This window comes from Variovorax sp. FG153 (assembly GCF_057809595.1).
The window spans coordinates 24,088-43,653 of sequence record NZ_JBMDKG010000058.1 but is presented as its reverse complement, the minus strand read 5'-3'; the positions used below and the strand labels follow the sequence as shown (position 1 = coordinate 43,653).

The 19,566-nt window shown below is 70.7% G+C and carries 18 protein-coding genes; 10 read left to right on the top strand and 8 right to left on the bottom strand.

The features are described 5' to 3' along the window. Window positions 1–137 precede the first annotated feature (137 nt). The 7 genes from ACODT0_RS37180 to ACODT0_RS37150 form a co-directional block, all read right to left on the bottom strand. Window positions 138–575 carry a putative toxin-antitoxin system toxin component, PIN family gene (locus ACODT0_RS37180; protein WP_422096173.1) on the bottom strand — a complete coding sequence of 146 codons (438 nt, stop codon included), beginning with the start codon at window positions 573–575 and terminating at the stop codon, window positions 138–140. 10 nt (window positions 576–585) lie between these two features. Further along, window positions 586–822: a DUF2281 domain-containing protein gene (locus tag ACODT0_RS37175; protein ID WP_057592008.1), complete on the bottom strand. Its 237-nt coding sequence runs from the start codon at window positions 820–822 to the stop codon at window positions 586–588. 103 nt (window positions 823–925) lie between these two features. After that, entirely contained in the window at window positions 926–2,224 is a 1,299-nt protein-coding gene (locus ACODT0_RS37170; RefSeq protein ID WP_489043610.1) for a four-carbon acid sugar kinase family protein, read from the bottom strand. Next, window positions 2,221–3,504: a ribulose-bisphosphate carboxylase large subunit family protein gene (locus ACODT0_RS37165; protein ID WP_489043609.1), complete on the bottom strand. Its 1,284-nt coding sequence runs from the start codon at window positions 3,502–3,504 to the stop codon at window positions 2,221–2,223. Before ACODT0_RS37165 ends, ACODT0_RS37170 begins: the two co-directional genes overlap by 4 nt. A gap of 5 nt (window positions 3,505–3,509) precedes the next feature. Continuing rightward, a complete protein-coding gene (locus ACODT0_RS37160; RefSeq protein ID WP_057592011.1) occupies window positions 3,510–4,049 on the bottom strand; it encodes a VOC family protein in 540 nt (179 codons plus the stop codon). A 31-nt stretch (window positions 4,050–4,080) separates the two neighbouring features. Beyond that, a complete protein-coding gene (locus ACODT0_RS37155; RefSeq protein WP_208510006.1) occupies window positions 4,081–5,982 on the bottom strand; it encodes a TRAP transporter large permease in 1,902 nt (633 codons plus the stop codon). 9 nt (window positions 5,983–5,991) lie between these two features. Next, window positions 5,992–7,029: a TRAP transporter substrate-binding protein gene (locus ACODT0_RS37150; protein WP_203202321.1), complete on the bottom strand. Its 1,038-nt coding sequence runs from the start codon at window positions 7,027–7,029 to the stop codon at window positions 5,992–5,994. Window positions 7,030–7,141: 112 nt separating this feature from the next. Between ACODT0_RS37150 and ACODT0_RS37145 the strand changes: the two genes are divergently transcribed. Together ACODT0_RS37145 and ACODT0_RS37140 are read left to right on the top strand one after the other, a co-directional pair. Next, window positions 7,142–8,215 (top strand): LacI family DNA-binding transcriptional regulator, encoded by a 1,074-nt coding sequence (locus tag ACODT0_RS37145; protein ID WP_489043608.1) that lies wholly within the window; start codon window positions 7,142–7,144, stop codon window positions 8,213–8,215. Between the two features lie 38 nt (window positions 8,216–8,253). Next, a complete protein-coding gene (locus tag ACODT0_RS37140) occupies window positions 8,254–8,691 on the top strand; it encodes a hypothetical protein (protein WP_296725193.1) in 438 nt (145 codons plus the stop codon). A 6-nt stretch (window positions 8,692–8,697) separates the two neighbouring features. Here ACODT0_RS37140 and ACODT0_RS37135 read toward each other — a convergent pair whose 3' ends face one another. Then, window positions 8,698–9,627, bottom strand: coding sequence for a LysR family transcriptional regulator (locus tag ACODT0_RS37135; RefSeq protein ID WP_296725192.1), 930 nt, complete (start codon window positions 9,625–9,627; stop codon window positions 8,698–8,700). Between the two features lie 114 nt (window positions 9,628–9,741). Here ACODT0_RS37135 and ACODT0_RS37130 point away from each other — a divergent pair, with 114 nt between their 5' ends. The 8 genes from ACODT0_RS37130 (at window position 9,742) to ACODT0_RS37095 (ending at window position 19,554) form a co-directional block, all read left to right on the top strand. Further along, window positions 9,742–10,959 (top strand): PQQ-dependent sugar dehydrogenase, encoded by a 1,218-nt coding sequence (locus ACODT0_RS37130; RefSeq protein WP_489043607.1) that lies wholly within the window; start codon window positions 9,742–9,744, stop codon window positions 10,957–10,959. 10 nt (window positions 10,960–10,969) lie between these two features. Then, window positions 10,970–11,635, top strand: coding sequence for a c-type cytochrome (locus ACODT0_RS37125; protein ID WP_489043606.1), 666 nt, complete (start codon window positions 10,970–10,972; stop codon window positions 11,633–11,635). A gap of 105 nt (window positions 11,636–11,740) precedes the next feature. After that, window positions 11,741–13,909 (top strand): thiamine pyrophosphate-dependent enzyme, encoded by a 2,169-nt coding sequence (locus ACODT0_RS37120; RefSeq protein WP_489043605.1) that lies wholly within the window; start codon window positions 11,741–11,743, stop codon window positions 13,907–13,909. A gap of 13 nt (window positions 13,910–13,922) precedes the next feature. Next, a complete protein-coding gene (locus tag ACODT0_RS37115) occupies window positions 13,923–15,566 on the top strand; it encodes an indolepyruvate oxidoreductase subunit beta family protein (protein WP_489043604.1) in 1,644 nt (547 codons plus the stop codon). A 38-nt stretch (window positions 15,567–15,604) separates the two neighbouring features. After that, window positions 15,605–16,597 carry a Bug family tripartite tricarboxylate transporter substrate binding protein gene (locus ACODT0_RS37110; RefSeq protein WP_057592019.1) on the top strand — a complete coding sequence of 331 codons (993 nt, stop codon included), beginning with the start codon at window positions 15,605–15,607 and terminating at the stop codon, window positions 16,595–16,597. Between the two features lie 91 nt (window positions 16,598–16,688). Then, the gene (locus ACODT0_RS37105; protein WP_489043603.1) at window positions 16,689–17,726 is read left to right on the top strand and encodes a TRAP transporter substrate-binding protein; all 1,038 of its coding nucleotides are present in this window, start codon (window positions 16,689–16,691) and stop codon (window positions 17,724–17,726) included. A 5-nt stretch (window positions 17,727–17,731) separates the two neighbouring features. Next, window positions 17,732–18,256, top strand: a complete 525-nt coding sequence (locus ACODT0_RS37100; RefSeq protein WP_261210800.1) for a TRAP transporter small permease — start codon at window positions 17,732–17,734, stop codon at window positions 18,254–18,256. Next, window positions 18,253–19,554 carry a TRAP transporter large permease gene (locus ACODT0_RS37095; RefSeq protein ID WP_422096162.1) on the top strand — a complete coding sequence of 434 codons (1,302 nt, stop codon included), beginning with the start codon at window positions 18,253–18,255 and terminating at the stop codon, window positions 19,552–19,554. Before ACODT0_RS37100 ends, ACODT0_RS37095 begins: the two co-directional genes overlap by 4 nt. Window positions 19,555–19,566: the final 12 nt, after the last annotated feature.

The following is a 19,566-nucleotide window of genomic DNA, read 5'->3' as shown; positions in this document are numbered from 1 at the left end:
GCGGCTTGCGCCGCCGCACGCATACCGTGGTGCCCATATTGCGTATGCGGGGCCCGGTATGCGACGTACGGGGAAACCCTGGATTCCGGGGCAATTCTCGTGCCATGGAGGCGCGGGCGCCACCTGACCGGTGCCGGTCAGCGCGGTGGCGAGCCGCGCCGCGCCAGGCGTTCCACCGCTTCGCGCGCGTCGACGATGGGGATGCCCGCATGGCTGCCCAGCGGCAGCAGGTCGCGCCGGTCGCCCGACACGATGAGGTCGACGGCGCCGGCCACCGCGGCCGCCACCACATGGTCATCGTCCGGATCGGTGGGTACCACGCGCGGTACCTTGGCTGGCACGACCACGACCGACAGGCCGCGCAGGTTCTCGACCAGATGGCGCGGATTCACGTTGGCACGGGCCAGCCGCTCGGCGAACTTGGGGCGCTCCAGCACGCCGAGCAGCTCGGCCAGCAGGATCTCGCTCGTGCACAGCTCGAAATCGCCTGCAAGGGCCCCGTCCAGCAACTGGCGCGGAAGCCCGGCGGAAATGACGGCCGAGACGAGCAGGTTCGTATCGAGAAGGATCCGCATGGCGGACGGATCAACGGTTCTTGGGATGCGCGGCGCGAACCGCCTGCACTTCTGCCTCGATCTCGTCCTCGGAGAACGGCGCCAGGCCCAGGTCGTCGATTCCGGCCATGGCTTCTTTCAGCCGCGCGGCCGCCGCCGCGCGCTCCTCGCGCGCCGCCAGGAACTCGACGAAATCCACGACCTCGGCCACCCGGCTGGGCGGCAGTTGCTTCAAGCGTTGGAGCAGGCGTGCTTCGATGGCGGTCATTCGGTGTTCCTCGCGCGGGCGGCGATCTGGGCTGATCTCCGGGTTGTACAACAGCTCGGGGGCATGCCGATCAACCCTGCGACGCCCGCGGCTTCGCCCCCGTTCAGCCGCCGGTGCCGTGCACCAGCCGTTCGAACACGTCCTGCGACCCCATCTGCCCGCCCTTGAGCATGATCTCGACCCCGTCGAGCCCCGGCGCCTCGCTGTGCAGCCGGCACAGCGCGGTGCCGGGCGCGAGCTGCGCGAGGTAGGACAGGCCCCAGGCGTCGAGCGCGCCCACGGCGAGGCTGGAGGTGTCGCCGCCGGCCACGCCCACGCGCGACAGCGGCACGGCCGCGAGCACGCGCGCCAGCAGTTCGCCGCCGGCCTCGGCCAGCGCGCGCGCGGGCACGCGGGTATGGCCGGCGCGCGCCGCCTCGGTGGCGGTGCAGGCCAGCACATGGGCTCCGGTCGAGAGCCGGTCGGCCAGCTCGCGCGCGGACTGCGCCAGGTGATCGGAATGGGGGTCGACCAGCCGCGCCGCGTCGAGCCAGACGGTCTCGAAGGACCGCGCGGCCGCCACCTGCCGCGCCGTGACCGGCGAGAGGCTGCCGGCCAGCACGAACACCGGGCCGCGCGCGGGCGCCACGGCGGCCGGCGCCGCGGGCGCATCCGCCAGCCGCGGCGCGAAGGCCTGCACCACGCTGCTCGGGCCGACGGCCAGCAGCGGCGCTTCGGCGGTGGCGAGCGGCCACAGCGCCGCGCCGATGGCCTCGAGGTCCTCGGGCCGCGCGACATCGAACAGCACGGCCTCGGGCTGCTCGCCCAGCACGGCGGCCAGCGCCTCGCCCGTGGCCGCATGCCGTGGGTATGGCAGCAGCGCGGTCTCGCCCAGGCCCTGCGCCTGTAGATGCAGCCGCAGGTCCGACTCGCGCATCGGCGTGACCGGATGGCGGCTCATGGTCGGGTGGCGGTCGATGCGGTGCACCGTGCCGCCGCTGCCGGCCGCGGCGAACAGGTGGCCGAACAGGCAGTAGCGCTCGAGGTTCGGCTGGCCGCCGACGATCGCGGTCCAGGGCTGGCCGGCGGCAGGGCGCAGCGCCTCGATGGCGACGGCGATGTTGCCGACGCCGGGCGCGCTGTCGAAGGTGGAGCAGGTCTTGTAGTGCAGCACGCGCGCGCCGAGCCCGGCCATCAGCCGCGCGACCGGCGCGAGTTCCGCGCGCATCGCGTCCGGCGCCATCGAGCGCGCCGCGCCCGCGATGCCCAGGCAGTCGAGCGGACCGGCGCGCGCGAGCAGCGGCTCGTCGGGCACGCGCAGGAACAGCAAGGCGCGCAGCCCGGCACGCGCCGCGGTGGCGAGCGTGTCGGTGGCGCCGGTGAAGTCGTCGCCGTAGTAGGCGAGCGGCACCGGCGTGCTCATTGGGCGCCGAAGAAGGCCAGCGCCTGCGCCAGTTCCGGCGCCTCGCGCGCGGCCTCGGCCACCGGCACGCCCGCGCGCGCCGCGGCCCAGGCCTGGCGGATGCTCGCCACGCCCGCGGCCGCGCCGCCCGGATGGGCCAGGATGCCGCCGCCCGACATGAACAGCAGGTCGTCGCTGCCGACCGCGGCCCAGGTCGGCGCCACGGTGCCGGCCCACTGGCCCGAGGAGAAGGCGGGCATCACGCGGTCGTCCCAGGCGCCCTCGCCTGCCGCCAGCGGCGCCAGGCAATCGCGCGCCGACTCGATCACTTCCTCGTCGGGCTGCGAAAACTTGCCCTGCAGCCCGTGCACATGCATGTGGTCGACGCCGGCCAGCCGCCACAGCGCCTGGTAGGCCTGGAACGAGATGCCCAGCAGCGGATGGCGCGACAGCGCGCCGTAGCCGTTGCGGTGGCCGTGCAGCGCCAGCGGCGTGTGGCGCCGCAGGGTCTGGATGCCCGAATGGCCGCACCAGTTGAGGCTGGCCATCACGCAGCTGCCGCCCTCGCGCTCGACCAGGTCGGCATGGCGCTTCATGGCGTCGGTCTCGTCGGTGATGTTGAAGGCCACCATCACCTGTTTGCCGGTGCGCTGCGCATGATCGCGCACCACCGCCATCACGGCCGGCACGCGCTCGGCCAGCGGCGCATGCAGCGGATCGGCCGAGACCTCGTCGTCCTTGATGAAGTCCACGCCGGCGGCGCACAGCCGCGCCACCAGCTCGGCGGTCTGCGCGGCCGAGAAGCCGACATTGGGCTTGATGATGGTGCCCACCAGCGCGCCGGTTTCCACGCCGGTGGCGCGGCGGGTGCCGGCCACGCCGTGGCTCGGCCGCTCGAACCGCGCGCGGTAGGCCGCAGGCAGCTGCAGCGATTCGAGCCGCAGCCCCGTGACCTCGCCGAGGTCGTAGAGGTTGCCCGCGACCGTGGCCGCCAGCGTCGGCAGGTTGGCGCCGATGTTGGCGACGGGAAAGGAGATGTCGACCAGCGCGCGCCGCCACGGCCCGCGCCGGCCCTGGCGCTCGAGCAGCGCATTGGGCAGGCTGGGTGCCGCGGCCGGCTCGAGTTCGGCGATGGCCTCGACGGTGGCGCGCGCCCGCGCGCGCAGGTCGTCGGTCTCGCCTTCGACGCGCGTGAAGGTGCCGCACGACTGCTCGCCCGCCATCACCTCGGCCACCGCGGCCGGCTCGAGCGGCGTCTCGATGCGGTAGCGCGCGCGGATGCGCTGTTCTGCCTGCGCCATCGTCATCAGAGCTTCGACAGGTCGGGGAAGGGCCGCACCGGCTCGCTGCCGTCCCAGCCTTCGGAGGCCGCGCGGATCAGGTCGAACATCTTTCCCTTCGGGCCGGCCACTTCCGACAGCTCGATCACGGTGCCCGGGTGGTATTCGGTGTCGAAGTAGATGAAGCGGCCGCGCTCGCCCACCTCGCCGCTCATCACCGGCTTGAAGCCCTGCGCCGTGAGACGCGCGAGGTCGGCGTCGTAGTCGGCGGTCCAGTAGGCCACGTGCTGCAGGCCGGTGCGGCCCGCGCGCAGGAAGTCGCGGTACATCGAGGGCACGTCGTTGCGGGTCTGGATCAGCTCGACCTGCACATAGCCCGAGTTGGCCAGCGCCACCGAGTTGTGCGGCTCGTGCGCCTCGCCGTTGTAGCGGTAGTTGCGGATCGGCACCTTGGGGTTGTAGAACCAGGGACCGACGCCGAGCTCGCGGCTCCAGTAGTCCATGGCGGCCTCGATGTCGGGCACCACATAGCCCAGTTGGCGGATCTCGCCGAGGAATCGACTCATTTTCTTGCGCGCTCCGTTGTGCGTGTTGTTGTCAGACTTTGAGAAAACCGGTGGAGAACCACGGGATCGCGGCGACCAGCACCAGCCCCGCGAGCAGCGCGGCCATGTAGCCCCAGATGTGGCGGATGCCCTCGTCGGGATCGACCTTGCTGACGGCGCAGGCGCCGTAGTAGCCGACGCCGAAGGGCGGCGCGAACAGGCCGATGCCCATCGCGAAGATCACGACCATGGCGTAGTGCACCTCGTGCACGCCGGCCGCCTTGGCGATCGGGAACAAGAGCGGCCCGAACAGCACGATGGCCGGAATGCCCTCGAGCACGCTGCCCAGCACGATGAAGGCCACGATCGAGACCGCGAGGAAGCCATAGGCGCCGCCCGGAATGCCGGCCATGAGCTTCGCGAGGTCCTGCGAGAAGCCCGACTGCGTGAGCCCCCAGGCCATGGCCGTGGCGCAGCCGACGATGAAGATGATGGCGCCCGAGAGCGAGGCGGTCTCGACCAGCATCGGGCGCAGCCGGCGCCAGTCGAACTGGCGATAGATGAGCAGGCCGACCAGCGCCGAATACACGATGCCGATGGTCGAGACCTCGGTGGCCGTGGCCACGCCCTCGACCACCGCGGCGCGGATCACGAAGGGCAGCAGCACCGCGGGCAGCGCCACCCCCAGCAGCTTGCCGATCTCGCGCGCGCCGTGGCGCTTCACCTGGCTCAGGTCCTCGCGGCGGTAGCGCCACCAGACCACCACGCAGAGCATGGCGCCGAGCACCACCGCGGGCATCAGGCCGCCGGTGAACAGCGCCGCGATCGAGATGCCGGTGACCGAGCCGATGGTGATCAGCACGATCGAGGGCGGGATGGTCTCGGTCTGCGCGCCGGTGGCCGACAGCAGCGCCACCAGGTCGCCGGGCTTGGCGCCGCGCTGGGTCATCTCGGGGAACAGCACCGGCGCGATGGCCGCCATGTCGGCGATCTTCGAGCCCGAAATGCCCGAGATCAGGTACATGGCGCCGATCAGCACGTACGACAGGCCGCCGCGCACATGGCCCAGCAGGCTCGCGAGGAACTGGATCATGGCGCGCGCCATGCCGGTCATCTCGATCAGCGCGCCGAGGAAGATGAACAGCGGCACCGCCAGCAGGATCAGGTGCGACATGCCCTCGTCGAGCCGCCCCACCATCACCAGCATCGGCGTGCGCGTGGTCAGTGCCAGGTAGCCGAAGGTGGCGAGCGCGAACGAGAAGGCGATCGGCACGCCGGCGAACACGGTGAAGGCCACCACGCCGACGAAGAAGATCAGCAGGTTGAGCTTGCCCAGCGGCGCCAGCACCGGCCCCGCGAGCCAGAAGGCGGCCACCAGCGCCACGGTGCCGAGCGCGGCCACGGCGATCTGCCGCAAGGTGCACACGCGCAGCAGCCGCAGCAGCGCCACCACCCCCATCAGCGCGATGCCCGCGGGGATGGCCGAGGCGCGCCAGGCATTGCTGATCTCGAGCGCGGGCGTGACGACGAAGGACTCCTCGTGCGCGTAGTCGATGGCCGGCCAGGCCACCAGCGCCAGGAAGGCCACCGAGGCCGTGATGGCGAAGGTGTCGAACAGCGCGCGCGTGTCGGGCCGCAGCCGCGCCACGAAGGCGGTCATGCGCATGTGCTCGCCGCGGCGCAGCGCCACCACGGCGCCGAGCATCGACAGCCACAGGAACAGGATCGAGGCCAGCTCGTCGGACCACACCAGCGGCGCATGGAAGGCATAGCGCGCCGTGACGCCCGCGAACAGCACCACGATCTCGGCCAGCACCAGCAGCGCGGCCAGCGATTCCACCGTGCCGCCGAGCCAGCGGTCGAGGCGGCCGGCCAGCGGCGCCAGCGCGTTCGGATGGGCCGCGGCGGCGCCACCGGGGGCGAGCGCGTCGGCGGGAAGCACGTGCGAGGACATGGGTGACGCTCAGGCCAGCTTGCCCACGGCCTCTTCGAGCAGCGCCCAGGCCTCGGGGCCGAAGCGGCCCTTCCACTCGCCGTAGAAGCCCGAGTCGCGCAGCTTGGCGCGGAAGCTGTCGGCCGCCGGGCGGTTGATGGTCAGGCCCTTGGCCTGCAGGTCGCCCACCACCGACTCGTTGAGCTTGCGGATGTCCTCGCGCTGCTGCAGGCCGGCCTCGTTGATGGCGCGCGCGACGACGGTCTTGAGGTCGGCGGGCAGCGCGTCCCAGGCGCGGCCGTTGGCGATGAACCAGTAGCCGTCCCAGATGTGGTTGGTGAGCGAGCAGAACTTCTGCACCTCGAACAGCTTGGCGACCTGGATGATCGGCAGCGGATTCTCCTGCGCGTCGACGATCTTCGTCTGCAGCGCCGAGTAGACCTCGCTGAACTGCAGGCTCGCGGGCGCGGCGCCCAGGCCCTTGAACATCGAGATCGACAGCGGGCTCACGGGCACGCGGATCTTCAGGCCGTCCATGTCCTTGGCGGTGGCGACCGCGGCCTTGCTGCTGGTGGTCTGGCGGAAGCCGTTGTCCCACATCTTCTCGAAGGCATAGAGGCGCGACTTGGCGATCGCGCCGCGCACATGGGCGCCGAGCTTGCCGTCCATCGCAGCCCAGACCTGCTTGTAGTCGGCGAAGGCGAAGCCCACCGCATTGATCGCGGCCACCGGCACCAGCGTGGCGATCACCAGCGCCGAGGGCGTGAAGAACTCGATGCCGCCCGAGCGCACCTGGGCCAGCATGTCGGTGTCGCCGCCGAGCTGGTTGTTCGGAAAGATCTTGATCTCGACCCGGCCGTTGGTCTCCTTGGCGATGCGGTCGGCCGCTTCCTGCGCGCGGATGTTCAGCGGATGGCTCAGCGGCAGGTTGTTGCCGTACTTGTACGAGAACTCCGCCGCGCGGGCCGTGCGCGGCAGGGCCGAGAACACGCCGGCGGCCGGAACGGCCGCGATGGCGGGAAGGGCGGACAGGGTGCGAATCGCGCTGCGGCGGGTGACCGGTGCCATGCTGTGTCTCCGTTGTGTGGATGATGCGAATTGATGCATCATTGATTGAATTTCCTCAAAGATATAGGCCTCACCCTGTACCGTCAAACTACGGTTTGATGGTTTTTGATGTATGCGGGTTAACCCTTCAAACAAATCCTCCGAGCCGGCCGATGGCTCCGCGGCGCGCGCCACCGTGGCCGACATCGCGCGCACCGCGCAGGTATCGACCGCCACCGTCGACCGCGTGCTCAACAAGCGCCCCGGCGTGCGCGACGCCACCGTGCAGCGCGTGCTCAAGGCCGCCGCCGAGCTCGGCTACCTGCCCGAGCGCGACCTCTACGCGGCACTGGCGCCGCGGCCGCTGCGGCTGGTGTTCCTGCTGCCCAGCGGCACCAACCGCTTCATCCGCATGCTCGGCGACATGGTCGGCTACGCGCAGGAGCACTGGGCGCCTTTCAACGTGGTGTGCCGCACCGAGCTCACCGAGAGCTTCAACCCCGAGGCGCTGGCCGCCGCGCTGCTGCGCCTGGGCGGGCGCTGCGACGGCATCGCGATGATGGCGCTCGAGCATCCGGCCGTGCGCGAGGCCGTGGCCGCGCTGGCCGCGCGCGGCGTGCCGGTGGTGACGCTGATCTCGGACCTCGCGAACTCGCAGCGCGCGGCCTACATCGGGCTGGACAACCGCGCCGCCGGCCGCACCGCGGGCTACCTCATCGGCCGCTTCATCGGAGCGCGCGCCGCCAAGGTCGCGCTGATCGCGGGCAGCCTGCGCTACAGCGCGCACCAGGAGCGCGAGGCCGGTTTCCTGCAGGTGATCGACGAGATGTTCGAGCCGCTGCAGGTGGTGGGCCTGCGCGAGGGCCAGGACGATGCCGACAAGAACTACCGCCAGACCCGCGCGCTGCTCGAGCAGCATCCCGAGCTCGCGGGCATCTACAACATCGGCGGCGCCTCCGACGGCGTGGCGCGCGCGCTCAAGGAAGCGCAGCGCGACCAGAAGGTGGCCTTCATCGGCCACGGCCTCACGCCCGACACGCGCGCGCTGCTGATCGACGGCAGCATGGACGCGGTGATCACGCAGAGCCCGCATGCGACCCTGATGAGCTGCGTGCGCATCTTCACCAACCTGCGCGAGGGGCGCGATGTGCTCAGCGGGGTGGAGACGACGCGCAGCGTGGTGATCTTCAGGGAGAACCTGCCTTGAGGCGCGGGGGTATTCGCGGCTGATGGAAACTAGCATCGATGCCGCAAGCCCCGTCCCCACGCCCCTGCTACGCGATCAAGACCGAGGTCGCCGACCCGCGCGCCACGCGCTTCGAATTCGCGGCCCAGAAGACCATGTACGGCGGCAAGCAGATCGCGCCCGGCGACACGGTGTTCGTGTTCGCGAGCGAGAACGCGGGCGGCGCCGGCCTGGTCGCGATGGGCATCGTGACCGCGGCCGAGGCGCTGCCGCCGGTGCCCGACGTCGAGCGGCAGACGCCGCGCGTGAGCATCGCGGTGCGGCGCACCGCGCTCGCGAAGGCGCCGCTCGGGCGGCGCGAACTCAAGCCCCATGCCGACTGGAACGACGGCCGGCCCGAGACCGAACTCAACTTCAAGTTCTACCGCCAGGCCACCGACAAGATCGTCGGCATCTCCGACGCCGCGGCGGACTACCTGCGCGCGTTCTTTCGCTGAGCCGGCTCAGCGCTCGGCACGGCCCGCGCGCTCGGCGAACAGCTCCGCGATCACCTGCCGCAGCCAGCGGTTCGCGGGGTCTGCCTCGAAGCGCTTGCTCCAGTGCAGCGACACCGTGAAGTCGCGCAGCGGAAAGGCCGGCTCGACGATCGCGTAGCCGCCCTCCTGCGCGAAGCCGCGCGCGATGTTGCGCGGCATCACCACCGCGAGGTCGGTGGCGCGCACGATCGCCGGCAGCACCATGAAGTGCTCGGTGGTCAGGCGCACGCGGTCCTCGAGGTTCAGCAGCTGCAGGATGCGCAGGGTTTCGGCATGGGTGCGCACCGCCACGTACTCGAGGGTCTGCAGCGCCTCGATCAGCGCCTGGCTGGTGCGCCGGCCGCGCGCGAACGGATGGCCCTTGCGCAGCAGCACGATGTAGCGGTCCTTCAACAGGTGCAGGCGCTGCGTGTCGCGCACCTTGGGCAGGAAGCCGAAGGCGAAGTCGACGCGGCCGCTGTCGAGCGCGGGCGCGATCTCGCCGGGGGCGAGCGGCAGCGTCTCCATGCGCACGCCGGGCGCGAGCTCGCCGAGCCGCGCCATCAGCGCGGGCAGGAAGCGGCCCTCGCCGATGTCGCTCATGTGAATACGAAAGACCTTGCGCGAGGCCTGCGGCTCGAAGCGCGCGGGCTCGTGCAGCGCCTCCTCGAGCAGCGCGAGCGCGGCCTGCACCGCGGCCGCGAGGCGCTCGGCGCGCGGCGTGGGCGCCACGCCGCCGGGGGCGCGCGTGAACAGCGCGTCCTTCAGCAGCAGCCGCAGCCGGCCCAGGCCGTGGCTGGCCGCTGGCTGGGTCAGGCCCAGCGACTCGGCGGCACGGCTCACGCTGCGCGCGCGGTAGACGGCATCGAAGAGACGCAGCAGGTTGAGGTCTATGGTTTCAATATGCATGCTGTTCATATTGCTTAGCTCGCTTATTTTATTGAAGCCGGGCCGCAAGCTCCGCACACTGGCGCCCGGCGTGAATTCGCCGCCCCCGACGAAAGCGCCACCACAACGAGAAGGAGACACGACATGGCCAGACTGCGCCCGCATTCGATGTCAGCGGTGCTCGCGACCCTTGCAACCTCCCTGCTCCTCGCGGCCGGCGCCGCCTGGGCCCAGCAACCGCCCACCGAGGAACCCGGCTGGGCCAAGGGCCGGCCCAAGAACGACGCGGCCACGCGGCTGGCGCCCGTGCCTTCTTTCCCCATCCCGACCGCGGCCGACCAGCTGCCCACTGCGAAGTTCAAGCTGCCGCCGGGCTTCAAGGTCGAGACCTGGGCCTCGGGCGTGCTCGATGCGCGCTCGCTGCGCCAGGGCGCCAAGGGCACGGTGTTCGTGAGCACGCTGTTCGTCGGCAACAAGGTCTATGCGATCGCCGAGAAGGGCGACCGCAAGCCGAAGACCATCGTCGACAAGACCGAGTTCGCCACCGGCATCGAATTCCACAAGGGCGCGCTCTACCTCGCCACGCACAAGCAGATCCAGCGCTACGACGGCATCGAGGACAAGCTCGACAACCCCGGCCAGCCGGTGGTGCTCCACGACAAGCTGCCCGGCGGCCAGGACCACAGCTGGCGCTACCTGCGCATCCGCGACGAGAAGCTCTACTACGCGGTCGGCGCGCCCTGCAACCTCTGCGAGCCCGACGACGCGCATGCGCGCATCTTCCGCATGAACCTCGACGGCAGCGGCATCGAGACCATCGCGCGCGGCGTGCGCAACACGGTGGGCTTCGACTTCGATCCGAAGACCGGCAACCTCTGGTTCACCGACAACGGGCGCGACTGGCTCTCCGAGGACCTGCCCAACGACGAGCTCAACGTGGTGACCAAGGCCGACCAGCACTTCGGCTATCCGTACTGCCACCAGGGCAACATCCTCGATTCGGAATTCGGCTGGGGCAAGAGCTGCGCCGACTACGTCAAGCCCGCCGCGCTGCTGGGCCCGCACGCCGCGGCGCTGGGCATGACCTTCTATCAAGGAAAGATGTTCCCGGCGAAGTACCGCGGCGCGATGTTCATCGCGCGCCACGGCCCCTGGAACCGCACCACCAAGTACGCCGACATCGCGGTGGCCTGGCCCGACGGCAAGGGCGGCGCGAAGGTCGAGCCCTTCATGACCGGCTTCGTCGAGAACAACACCTACCTGGGCCGGCCGGTGGACTTCCTGGTGCTCAAGGACGGCTCGATGCTGGTGAGCGACGACCACGCGGGTGCGATCTATCGCATCAGCTACGGCGGCAAGTGAGGCGCCGCGGATGACGAGGCACACGGCGATGGTGACGATGGCGATGCTGTGGGCGCTGGCCCTGCCCGCGCTCGCGCAGGCGACCAGGGGCGCACAGCCCAAGGCCGCGCCGGCGGCGGCATCGGGCGCGAAGGTCTATGCCGAGCGCTACGCCGCGCTGTGCGCCGCCTGCCACGGTGCCGACGGCCGCAGCGAAATGCAGGGCGTGCCCTCGCTCGCGGGCCAGCATTCGTTCTACGCGATCACGCAGCTGTTCCTGTTCCGCGAAGGCCGGCGCGCCAACGAGGCCATGACCGCGGTCGCCAAGACGATGAAGGACGAGGACCTGCGCGGCTTCTCCGACTTCATCGCGACGCTGCCCGCGCTGGCCCCGGCCGCCGCCGCCGCGCCGTCCGACGCGGCGCGCATGGCGCGCGGCCAGGCGCTCGCGCAGGAGAACCGCTGCGTGATCTGCCATGGCGCCGACCTGAGTGGCGGGCAGCAGGTGCCGCGCATCGCGTACCAGCGCGAGGAATACCTCGCGCTCACGCTGCAGGAGTTCCGCAGCGGCAAGCGCCCGGGCTACACGCAGGCGATGGGCGAGGCCGTGGGCCGCATGGCGCCCGAGGACCTCGACACCCTCGCCTACTACGTGGCGCGATTGCCCACCGCACCACCCAAGCCCGGCGGCAAGTAGCGCCCCCTCCAGCAACGATCAACGCCGGCCCGCACCCGGCGCGGGGACGCCTGCGTCCGCGCATTCCTTCATCACCCACGCATCAACTTATCGGAGCCGATTCTTTTGGAAGTCTCATTCAGCAAGGAAGTCGAGGCGCTGCGCCTCGGCGAGGGCGACACCTTTCACGGCGAGGGCATCCTCGCGATCACCAAGGGCCTGCTGCAGTCGGGCGTGGCCTACGTCGGCGGCTACCAGGGCGCGCCGGTGTCGCACCTGCTCGACGTGATGGTGCAGGCCAAGGGCTACATGGACGAGCTCGGCGTGCACGTGGAGGCCTGTTCGAACGAGGCCTCGGCCGCGGCCATGCTCGGCGCCTCGATCCACTATCCGCTGCGCGGCGCCGTGACCTGGAAATCCATCGTCGGCACCAACGTGGCGGCCGACGCGCTGTCGAACCTGTCCTCGCCCGGAGTGACCGGCGGCGTGCTGATCGTGGTCGGCGAGGACTACGGCGAAGGCGCCAGCGTGATCCAGGAGCGCACCCATGCCTATGCGCTCAAGTCGAGCATGTGCCTGCTCGACCCGCGGCCCGACCTGGCCGTGATGGTGCGCATGGTCGAGCAGGGCTTCCAGCTCTCGGAGACCTCGAACATGCCCTGCCTGATGGAGCTGCGCATCCGCACCTGCCACGTGCGCGGCAGCTTCGCGTGCAAGGACAACCTCGCGCCCGCCGTGTCGACGCGCGCGCTCATGACCGACCCCGCGGGCTTCGACTACATGCGGCTCGCCCATCCGCCCGTGACCTTCCGCCACGAGAAGCTCAAGGGCGACGAGCGCATTCCCGCCGCGCGCCGCCACATCGTGGCCCAGGGGCTCAACGAGCTGATGCCCGGCGGGCGCCATGCCGAACTCGGCATCGTGGTGCAGGGCGGCCTGTACAACGCGCTGATCCGCGGCCTGCAGCAGCAGGGGCTGGCCGATGCCTTCGGCGAGAGCGAGATCCCGATCCTGGTGCTCAACGTCACCTATCCGCTGGTGCCCGAGCAGCTGGCCGACTTCTGCCTCGGCAAACGCGCGGTGCTGGTGGTGGAGGAAGGCCAGCCCGAGTACATCGAGCAGGACATCGCCACGCTGCTGCGCCGCCGCGACATCCAGACGCCGCTGCACGGCAAGGACCTGCTGCCCTCGGCCGGCGAGTACGGCGTGGAAGTGCTCTCGGGCGGGCTCGCCGCCTTCGTCGCGAAGTACGTCGGCGAGGGCGAGACGGCCGCATCGGCGCTGTCGGCCCAGGCCTGGCTGGCCGGCAACCGCGAGCGCCGCGAGGCGGTGGCGCGCCGGCTCGACGTGCCGCTGCCGAACCGGCCGCCGAGCTTCTGCGTGGGCTGTCCCGAGCGGCCGGTGTTCTCGGCCCTCAAGCTCGCGCAGCAGACCACGGGCCCGGTGCACATCGCGGCCGACATCGGCTGCCATGCCTTCGGCACCTTCGAACCGTTCTCGATGGGCCACTCGATCCTCGGCTACGGCATGAGCCTCGCGAGCCGCGCGGGCGTGTCGCCGATGATGAACCGGCGCACGCTGTCGATCATGGGCGACGGCGGCTTCTGGCACAACGGCCTGCTGACCGGCGTGCAGAGCGCGCTGTTCAACGGCGACGACGCGGTGCTCCTGATCTTCAAGAACGGCTACACCTCGGCCACCGGCACGCAGGACATCATCTCCACGCCCGACGACGAGGTGAAGGAGCGCGCGGTCGACAAGCAGCAGAGCCTGGTCGACAAGAACCAGACCATCGAATCGACCTTGAAGGGCCTGGGCGTGCAATGGATGCGCACCGTGACCACCTACGACGTGGAGCGCATGCGCCGTACCCTGACCGAGGCGCTGACCAGCGACTTCGACGGCCTCAAGGTGGTGATCGCCGAGGGCGAGTGCCAGCTCGAGCGGCAGCGCCGCATCAAGCCCTGGATCGCGAGCCTGCTGCAGCGCGGCGAGCGCGTGGTGCGCGTGAAGTACGGCGTGGACGAGGACGTGTGCAACGGCGACCATGCCTGCATCCGGCTCTCGGGCTGCCCCACGCTCACGCTGAAGGACAACCCCGATCCGCTCAAGCTCGACCCGGTGGCGACCGTGATCGACGGCTGCGTGGGCTGCGGCCTGTGCGGTGCCAACGCGCACGCCGCCACGCTGTGCCCGAGCTTCTACCGCGCCGAGGTGGTGCAAAACCCGAAGTGGCACGAGCGGCTGCTGCATGGCTTGCGCGGCGCGGTGGTGCGCGCGCTGCGCCCGGCTTGAGGAGACACGAGCCATGGAACGATATTCCTCCCCGGCGTCCACGCAGCGCCCGATCACGCTGCTCGTCTGCGCGCTCGGCGGCGAAGGCGGCGGCGTGCTCACCGAATGGCTGGTGGAGACCGCGCGCCACGCGGGCTTCGCCGCGCAGAGCACCTCGATCCCCGGCGTGGCGCAGCGCACCGGCGCCACCACCTACTACATCGAGGTGTTCCCGGTGCCACTCGAGCAACTCGGCGGGCGCCGGCCCGTCTTCAGCCTGAGCCCGGTGCCGGGCGCGCTCGATGCGATCGTGTCGTCGGAGCTGCTCGAGACCACGCGCCAGATCGGCAACGGCATGAGCGCGCCGCCGCGCACGCTGGTCATCAGCTCGTCGGCGCGCGTGCTCACCACCGCCGAGCGCATGGTGCCCGGCGACGGACGCGCCGATGCGCAGCGGCTGATCGACGTGGTCAAGGCCTTCAGCCGCGAGCACCATGTGCTCGACATGGGCGCGATGGCGCGCGAGGCCGGCACCGTGGTCAGCGCCGTGATGCTCGGCGCGATCGCGGGCAGCGGGCTGTTCCCGTTCGAGCGCGCGGCCTACGAGCACGCGGTGCGCGGCGGCGTCGCGCACGACAAGGTCGGCAAGGCGGCAGCGGCCAGCCTGCGCGGCTTCGCGGCCGCCTTCGAGGCCGTGAGCGCGCCGCGCGCGCAGGCCGCCTTCGTGCGCGGCGTGCTGGCCGAGGAAGGCCGCGATGCGCCGCCGCCCGCGCGTGCGCTGCCCGCCGAGCTGGCGCAGCGCTTTCCGCCGGCCGTGCACGACCTGCTGGCGCTCGGCCATGCGCGCGTGCTCGACTACCAGGACGCGGCCTATGCCGCGCTCTATGCGCAACGGCTGGCGCGCGTGCTCGATGCCGAGCGCGCGGCCGACCCGGCCGGCGCACGCGGCTTCGCGATCGTGCGCGAGACCACGCGCTGGCTCGCGCTGTGGATGGCCTTCGACGACATCGTGCGCGTGGCCGCACTCAAGGGCCGCGCCAGCCGCGCGCAGCGCGTGCGCCGCGAAGTGCGCGCGGGCGAGGCCGACATCGTGAAGGTCTACGACCACTTCAAGCCCGGCGCGGCCGAGTTCGCGGCGCTGCTGCCACCCGCGCTCGCGCGCCGCGTGACGGCCTGGGACCGCGCGCGCCAGGCACGCGGCCGCGAACCCTGGGCACTGCCGCTGCAGGTGGGCAGCCATGCCGTCTGGGGCATGGCCTCGCTGCGCCTGCTGGCCTCGCTGCGCTGGCTGCGCCGCCGCGGCAGCCGCTTCGCGGAGGAACAGGCCCTGATCGAGCGCTGGCTCGCGGCCGTGGAAGCCGGCGCGCGCGAGAACTGGGTGCTGGGCCGCGAGCTCGCGCAGTGCGGCCGGCTCATCAAGGGCTACGGCAGCACCAACGAGCGCGGCAAGCACACGCTGCTGCACCTGGTCGGCGAACTCGCGGGTCGCACGGCGATGCCCGCGCCGGCGCGCGCCGAGGCCATCGGCGCCGCGCGCGAGGCCGCGCTGGCCGACGAAGGCGGCAAGGCGCTCGATGCCGCGCTCGCGCAGCACGGCGCGGCGCCGCGGCCGGTGCAGGCGCAGCCCATCCGCTGGATGAAGCGGCCGCCGGCCGCCACGCCTTCGCGCCCCGCCTGAGCCTCATCGCACCCCCAAGAAGAAACAGGAGACACACCATGACCCTCGACGCTTTCCCCTGGCGGCGCCGGCTGCTGCTGGCGGCCGCTCTCGCCTCTCTTGCTTGTGCCTCGGCGCAGGCCAACACCGCCACCGCCTGGCCCGCCAAGCCGGTCAAAGTGATCGTCAACTTCCCGCCCGGCGGCGCGGCCGACCAGATCGCGCGCGCCGTCGCGCAGCCGCTGCAGGAGGCGCTCAAGCAGCCGGTGGTGATCGAGAACCGCGGCGGCGCCAACGGCAACGTCGGCGGCGAGGCCGTGGCGCGCGCGCCGGCCGACGGCTACACGCTGCTCATGAGCTCGGGCGGCATGGTGTCGGTGAACCCGCACCTCTATGCGCGCATGAGCTTCGACCCGGCAAAGGACCTGGTGCCGGTGGCGGCCGCGGCGCGGGTGCTGGTGTTCCTGGTCGCCAAGCCCTCGCTGCCGCCGGCCAACGTGCGCGACTTCATCGCCTATGCCAAGGCCAACCCGGGCAAGCTCTCATATGCCTCGCCGGGCAGCGGCAGCTCGCCGCACCTCGCGGGCGAGATGTTCAAGAGCCAGGCCGGCCTGTTCGCGCTGCACGTGCCCTACCGCGGCGCCGCGCCCGCGCTGCAGGACCTGCTGGCGGGCCAGGTCGACTACGCCTTCGATCCCGGCATCGGCCTGCAGCAGGTGCGCGCGGGCAAGCTGCGCCTCTTGGCCGTGGGCAGCCCGCAGCGCTCGCCGCTGTTCCCCGACGTGCCCACGCTCGACGAGGCCGGCCTGCGCGGCTTCGATGCCGACACCGTGTTCGGCTTCTACGCGCCGGCCGGCACGCCGCCCGAGGTGGTGGCGCAGCTCAATGCGCAGATCAACCGCGCGCTCGCATTGCCGGCCGTGAAGGAACGCATCGCCTCGCTGGGCGGCGAGGCCGTGCCCGGCACGCCGGCCGAGTTCCAGCAGCGCGCCGCGGCCGATTCGCAGCGCTTCGGCGCGCTGATCCGCGAACGCCGCATCGCGGCGGACTGAACACGCAAGGAGCCCAACCAGACCTCGAGACCTTGCCCGATCCCCCTTGCTCACTGAATCCACAACACGCAGAACGAAAGAGAGACAAGCCATGCAGACTTCCTTCCATCGCCGCCCCGGCGCCCTCGCGCTCACGCTGGCACTCGCGGCCTCGGCCATGGTCCCCGCGCTCGCGCAGGACAAGCCGGTGCAGATCAAGCTGTCGAGCTGGGTGCCCGCGCAGCATCCGCTGAACCCGGCCCTGCAGGCCTGGGCCGACGACATCAAGAAGGCCTCGAACGGCTCGATCACCGCGATCCTTTTCCCGTCGGAGCAACTGGGCAAGGCCTTCGACCACTACGACATGGCGCGCGACGGCATCGCCGACTTCTCATACGTGAACCCCGGCTACCAGCCGGGCCGCTTCCCGGTGATGGCCGGTGCCTCGCTGCCCTTCCTGTTCGCCAACGGCAAGGAGGGCTCGGCCGCCATCGACGACTGGTACCGCGCCTACGCCGCCAAGGAAATGAAGGACGTGAAGTACTGCTTCGCCTTCGTGCACGACCCCGGCACCTTCCATTCGCGCAAGAAGATCGTGCTGCCCGCCGACGTGAAGGGCATGAAGGTACGGCCCGCGACCAGCACCGTGGGCCAGCTCATCACCTCGCTGGGCGGCACCAACGTGCAGGCCTCGGCGCCGGAGTCGCGCGACATGCTCGAGCGCGGCGTGGCCGATGCCATCACCTTCCCCTGGGGATCGATCGGCCTGTTCGGCATCGACAAGGTGGTCAAGTACCACATGGACGTGCCGCTGTACGTCACGCCCTTCGTCTGGGTCATGAACAAGGGCAAGTACGACGCGATGTCGGCCGGCCAGAAGAAGGTGATCGACGACCACTGCACCAGCGAATGGGCGCAGAAGGTGGCCGCGCCCTGGGCCGACTTCGAGTTCGCGGGCCGCGGCAAGATCGCCGCGCAATCGGGCCACGAGGTCTACAAGCTCACGGCCGAGCAGCTCGATGCCTGGCGCAAGGCGGCCGCGCCGTCGGAGGTGCAGTGGTCCGACAGCGTGAAGAAGACGGGCGAGGATCCGAAGGCCGTGATGGACGCGCTGAAGGCGAGCCTGGCGAAGCACAAGTCGGCGCTGTGACGGCCATGAGCACGCGTCCGGCCAGTGCCATGGACCGCGTGATCAACACGATCGAATGGCTGGCCGCCATCTTCGTGGGGATCGTCGCGCTCAACATCTTCGTGGCCGTGGTGCTGCGCAAGTTCTTCGACACCTCGATCCCCGACGCCTACGACTTCGGCCGCATGCTGCTCGGGATCCTGATCTTCTGGGGCATCGCGGCCACCAGCTACCGCGGCGGCCACATCACGGTCGACCTGGTCTGGACGGCGGCCGGCCCGCGCATGCGCCGCGCGATCGACATCTTCGCCACGCTGGTGCTGCTGCTGGTGGTGGCGGTGCAGACCGCGATGCTGTTCGACAAGGTGCGGCTCACCTACACCGACAACGTGCTGACCTACGACATGAACATCCCCACCTGGCCGTTCTATGCCGTGGCCTGGGCCGGCGACGTGTCGGCCGTGATCCTGATCGCGGTGCGCACCTGGCGGCTGATCTTCCATCCCGAGCTGCTGCACGACGAGCACGTCGAAGAGAAGGTGAGCGAATGAGCACCGATGCAGTCGCCCTGCTGGGCTTCGTCGCCCTGTTCGTGCTGATGCTGCTGCGCGTGCCCGTGGGCATGGCGATGGGGCTGGTCGGCGTCACCGGCTACAGCTACCTCGTGGGGCCCGGCCCCGCGCTCAAGCTGGTGGGCCAGACCTCGATGCGCACCGTGACCGACTACACCTTCGGCGTGATCCCCATGTTCATGCTGATGGGCGCGCTGGTCTCGGTGTCGGGCGTGAGCCGCGAGCTGTTCCGCGCCGCCAACTCGATGATCGGCCACCTGCGCGGCGGCCTCGGCGTGGCCACGGTGGTGGCCTGCGGCGGCTTCGCGGCGATCTGCGGCTCCTCGGTCGCCACGGCCGCCACCTTCTCGTCGGTGGCCTATCCCGAGATGCGGCGCTTCGGCTACCCGCAGTCCTTCGCCACCGGCGTGATCGCCGCGGGCGGCACGCTGGGCGCGATGCTGCCGCCGTCGACCGTGCTCGCGGTCTACGCCATCCTCACGCAGCAGGACATCGGCAAGCTGTTCATGGCCGGCATCGTGCCGGGCCTGCTCGCGATGCTGATGTACGTGCTGACCATCGTGGTCATCGTGCGCGTGAAGCCCGGCTGGCTGCCGCGCGGCGAGGCGCGGGCGTGGAGCGAGCGCGCGGCCGAGCTCAAGAACGTGTGGGCGCCGATCGTGCTGTTCCTGTTCGTGATCGGCGGGCTGTACGGCGGCTTCTTCACGCCCACCGAGGCCGGCGGCGTGGGCGCGAGCGGTGCCTTCATCCTCGGCGTGCTGCGCGGGCGGCTCGACCGCGCGAAGATCCGCGAGGCCCTGCTGTCGGCCACGCGCACGGCGGCGGCGGTGTTCACCGTGCTGATCGGTGCGCTCTTGTTCGGCTACTTCCTCACAATCACGCAGAGCCCGCAGAAGCTCACCGAGTTCCTCACCGGCCTGGGCGTGGGCCGCTACGGCGTGCTCGCGCTGATCATGGTGATGTACCTGGTGCTCGGCTGCCTGATGGACGCGATGGCGATGATCATCCTCACGGTGCCGATCATCTATCCGGTGATCTTGCATCTGGGCTTCGACCCGATCTGGTTCGGCATCATCATCGTGATGACGGTGGAGCTCGGGCTGATCCATCCGCCCGTGGGCATGAACGTGTTCGTCATCAAGAGCGTGGTGAAGGACGTGAGCTTCACCACCATCTTCAAGGGCGTGCTGCCCTTCGTGGCGACCGACATCCTGCGGCTGGTGATCCTGATCGCGTTCCCCGCGATCGCGCTGTGGCTGCCCGGGCGCATGGGATGAAGGCAGCAAGCA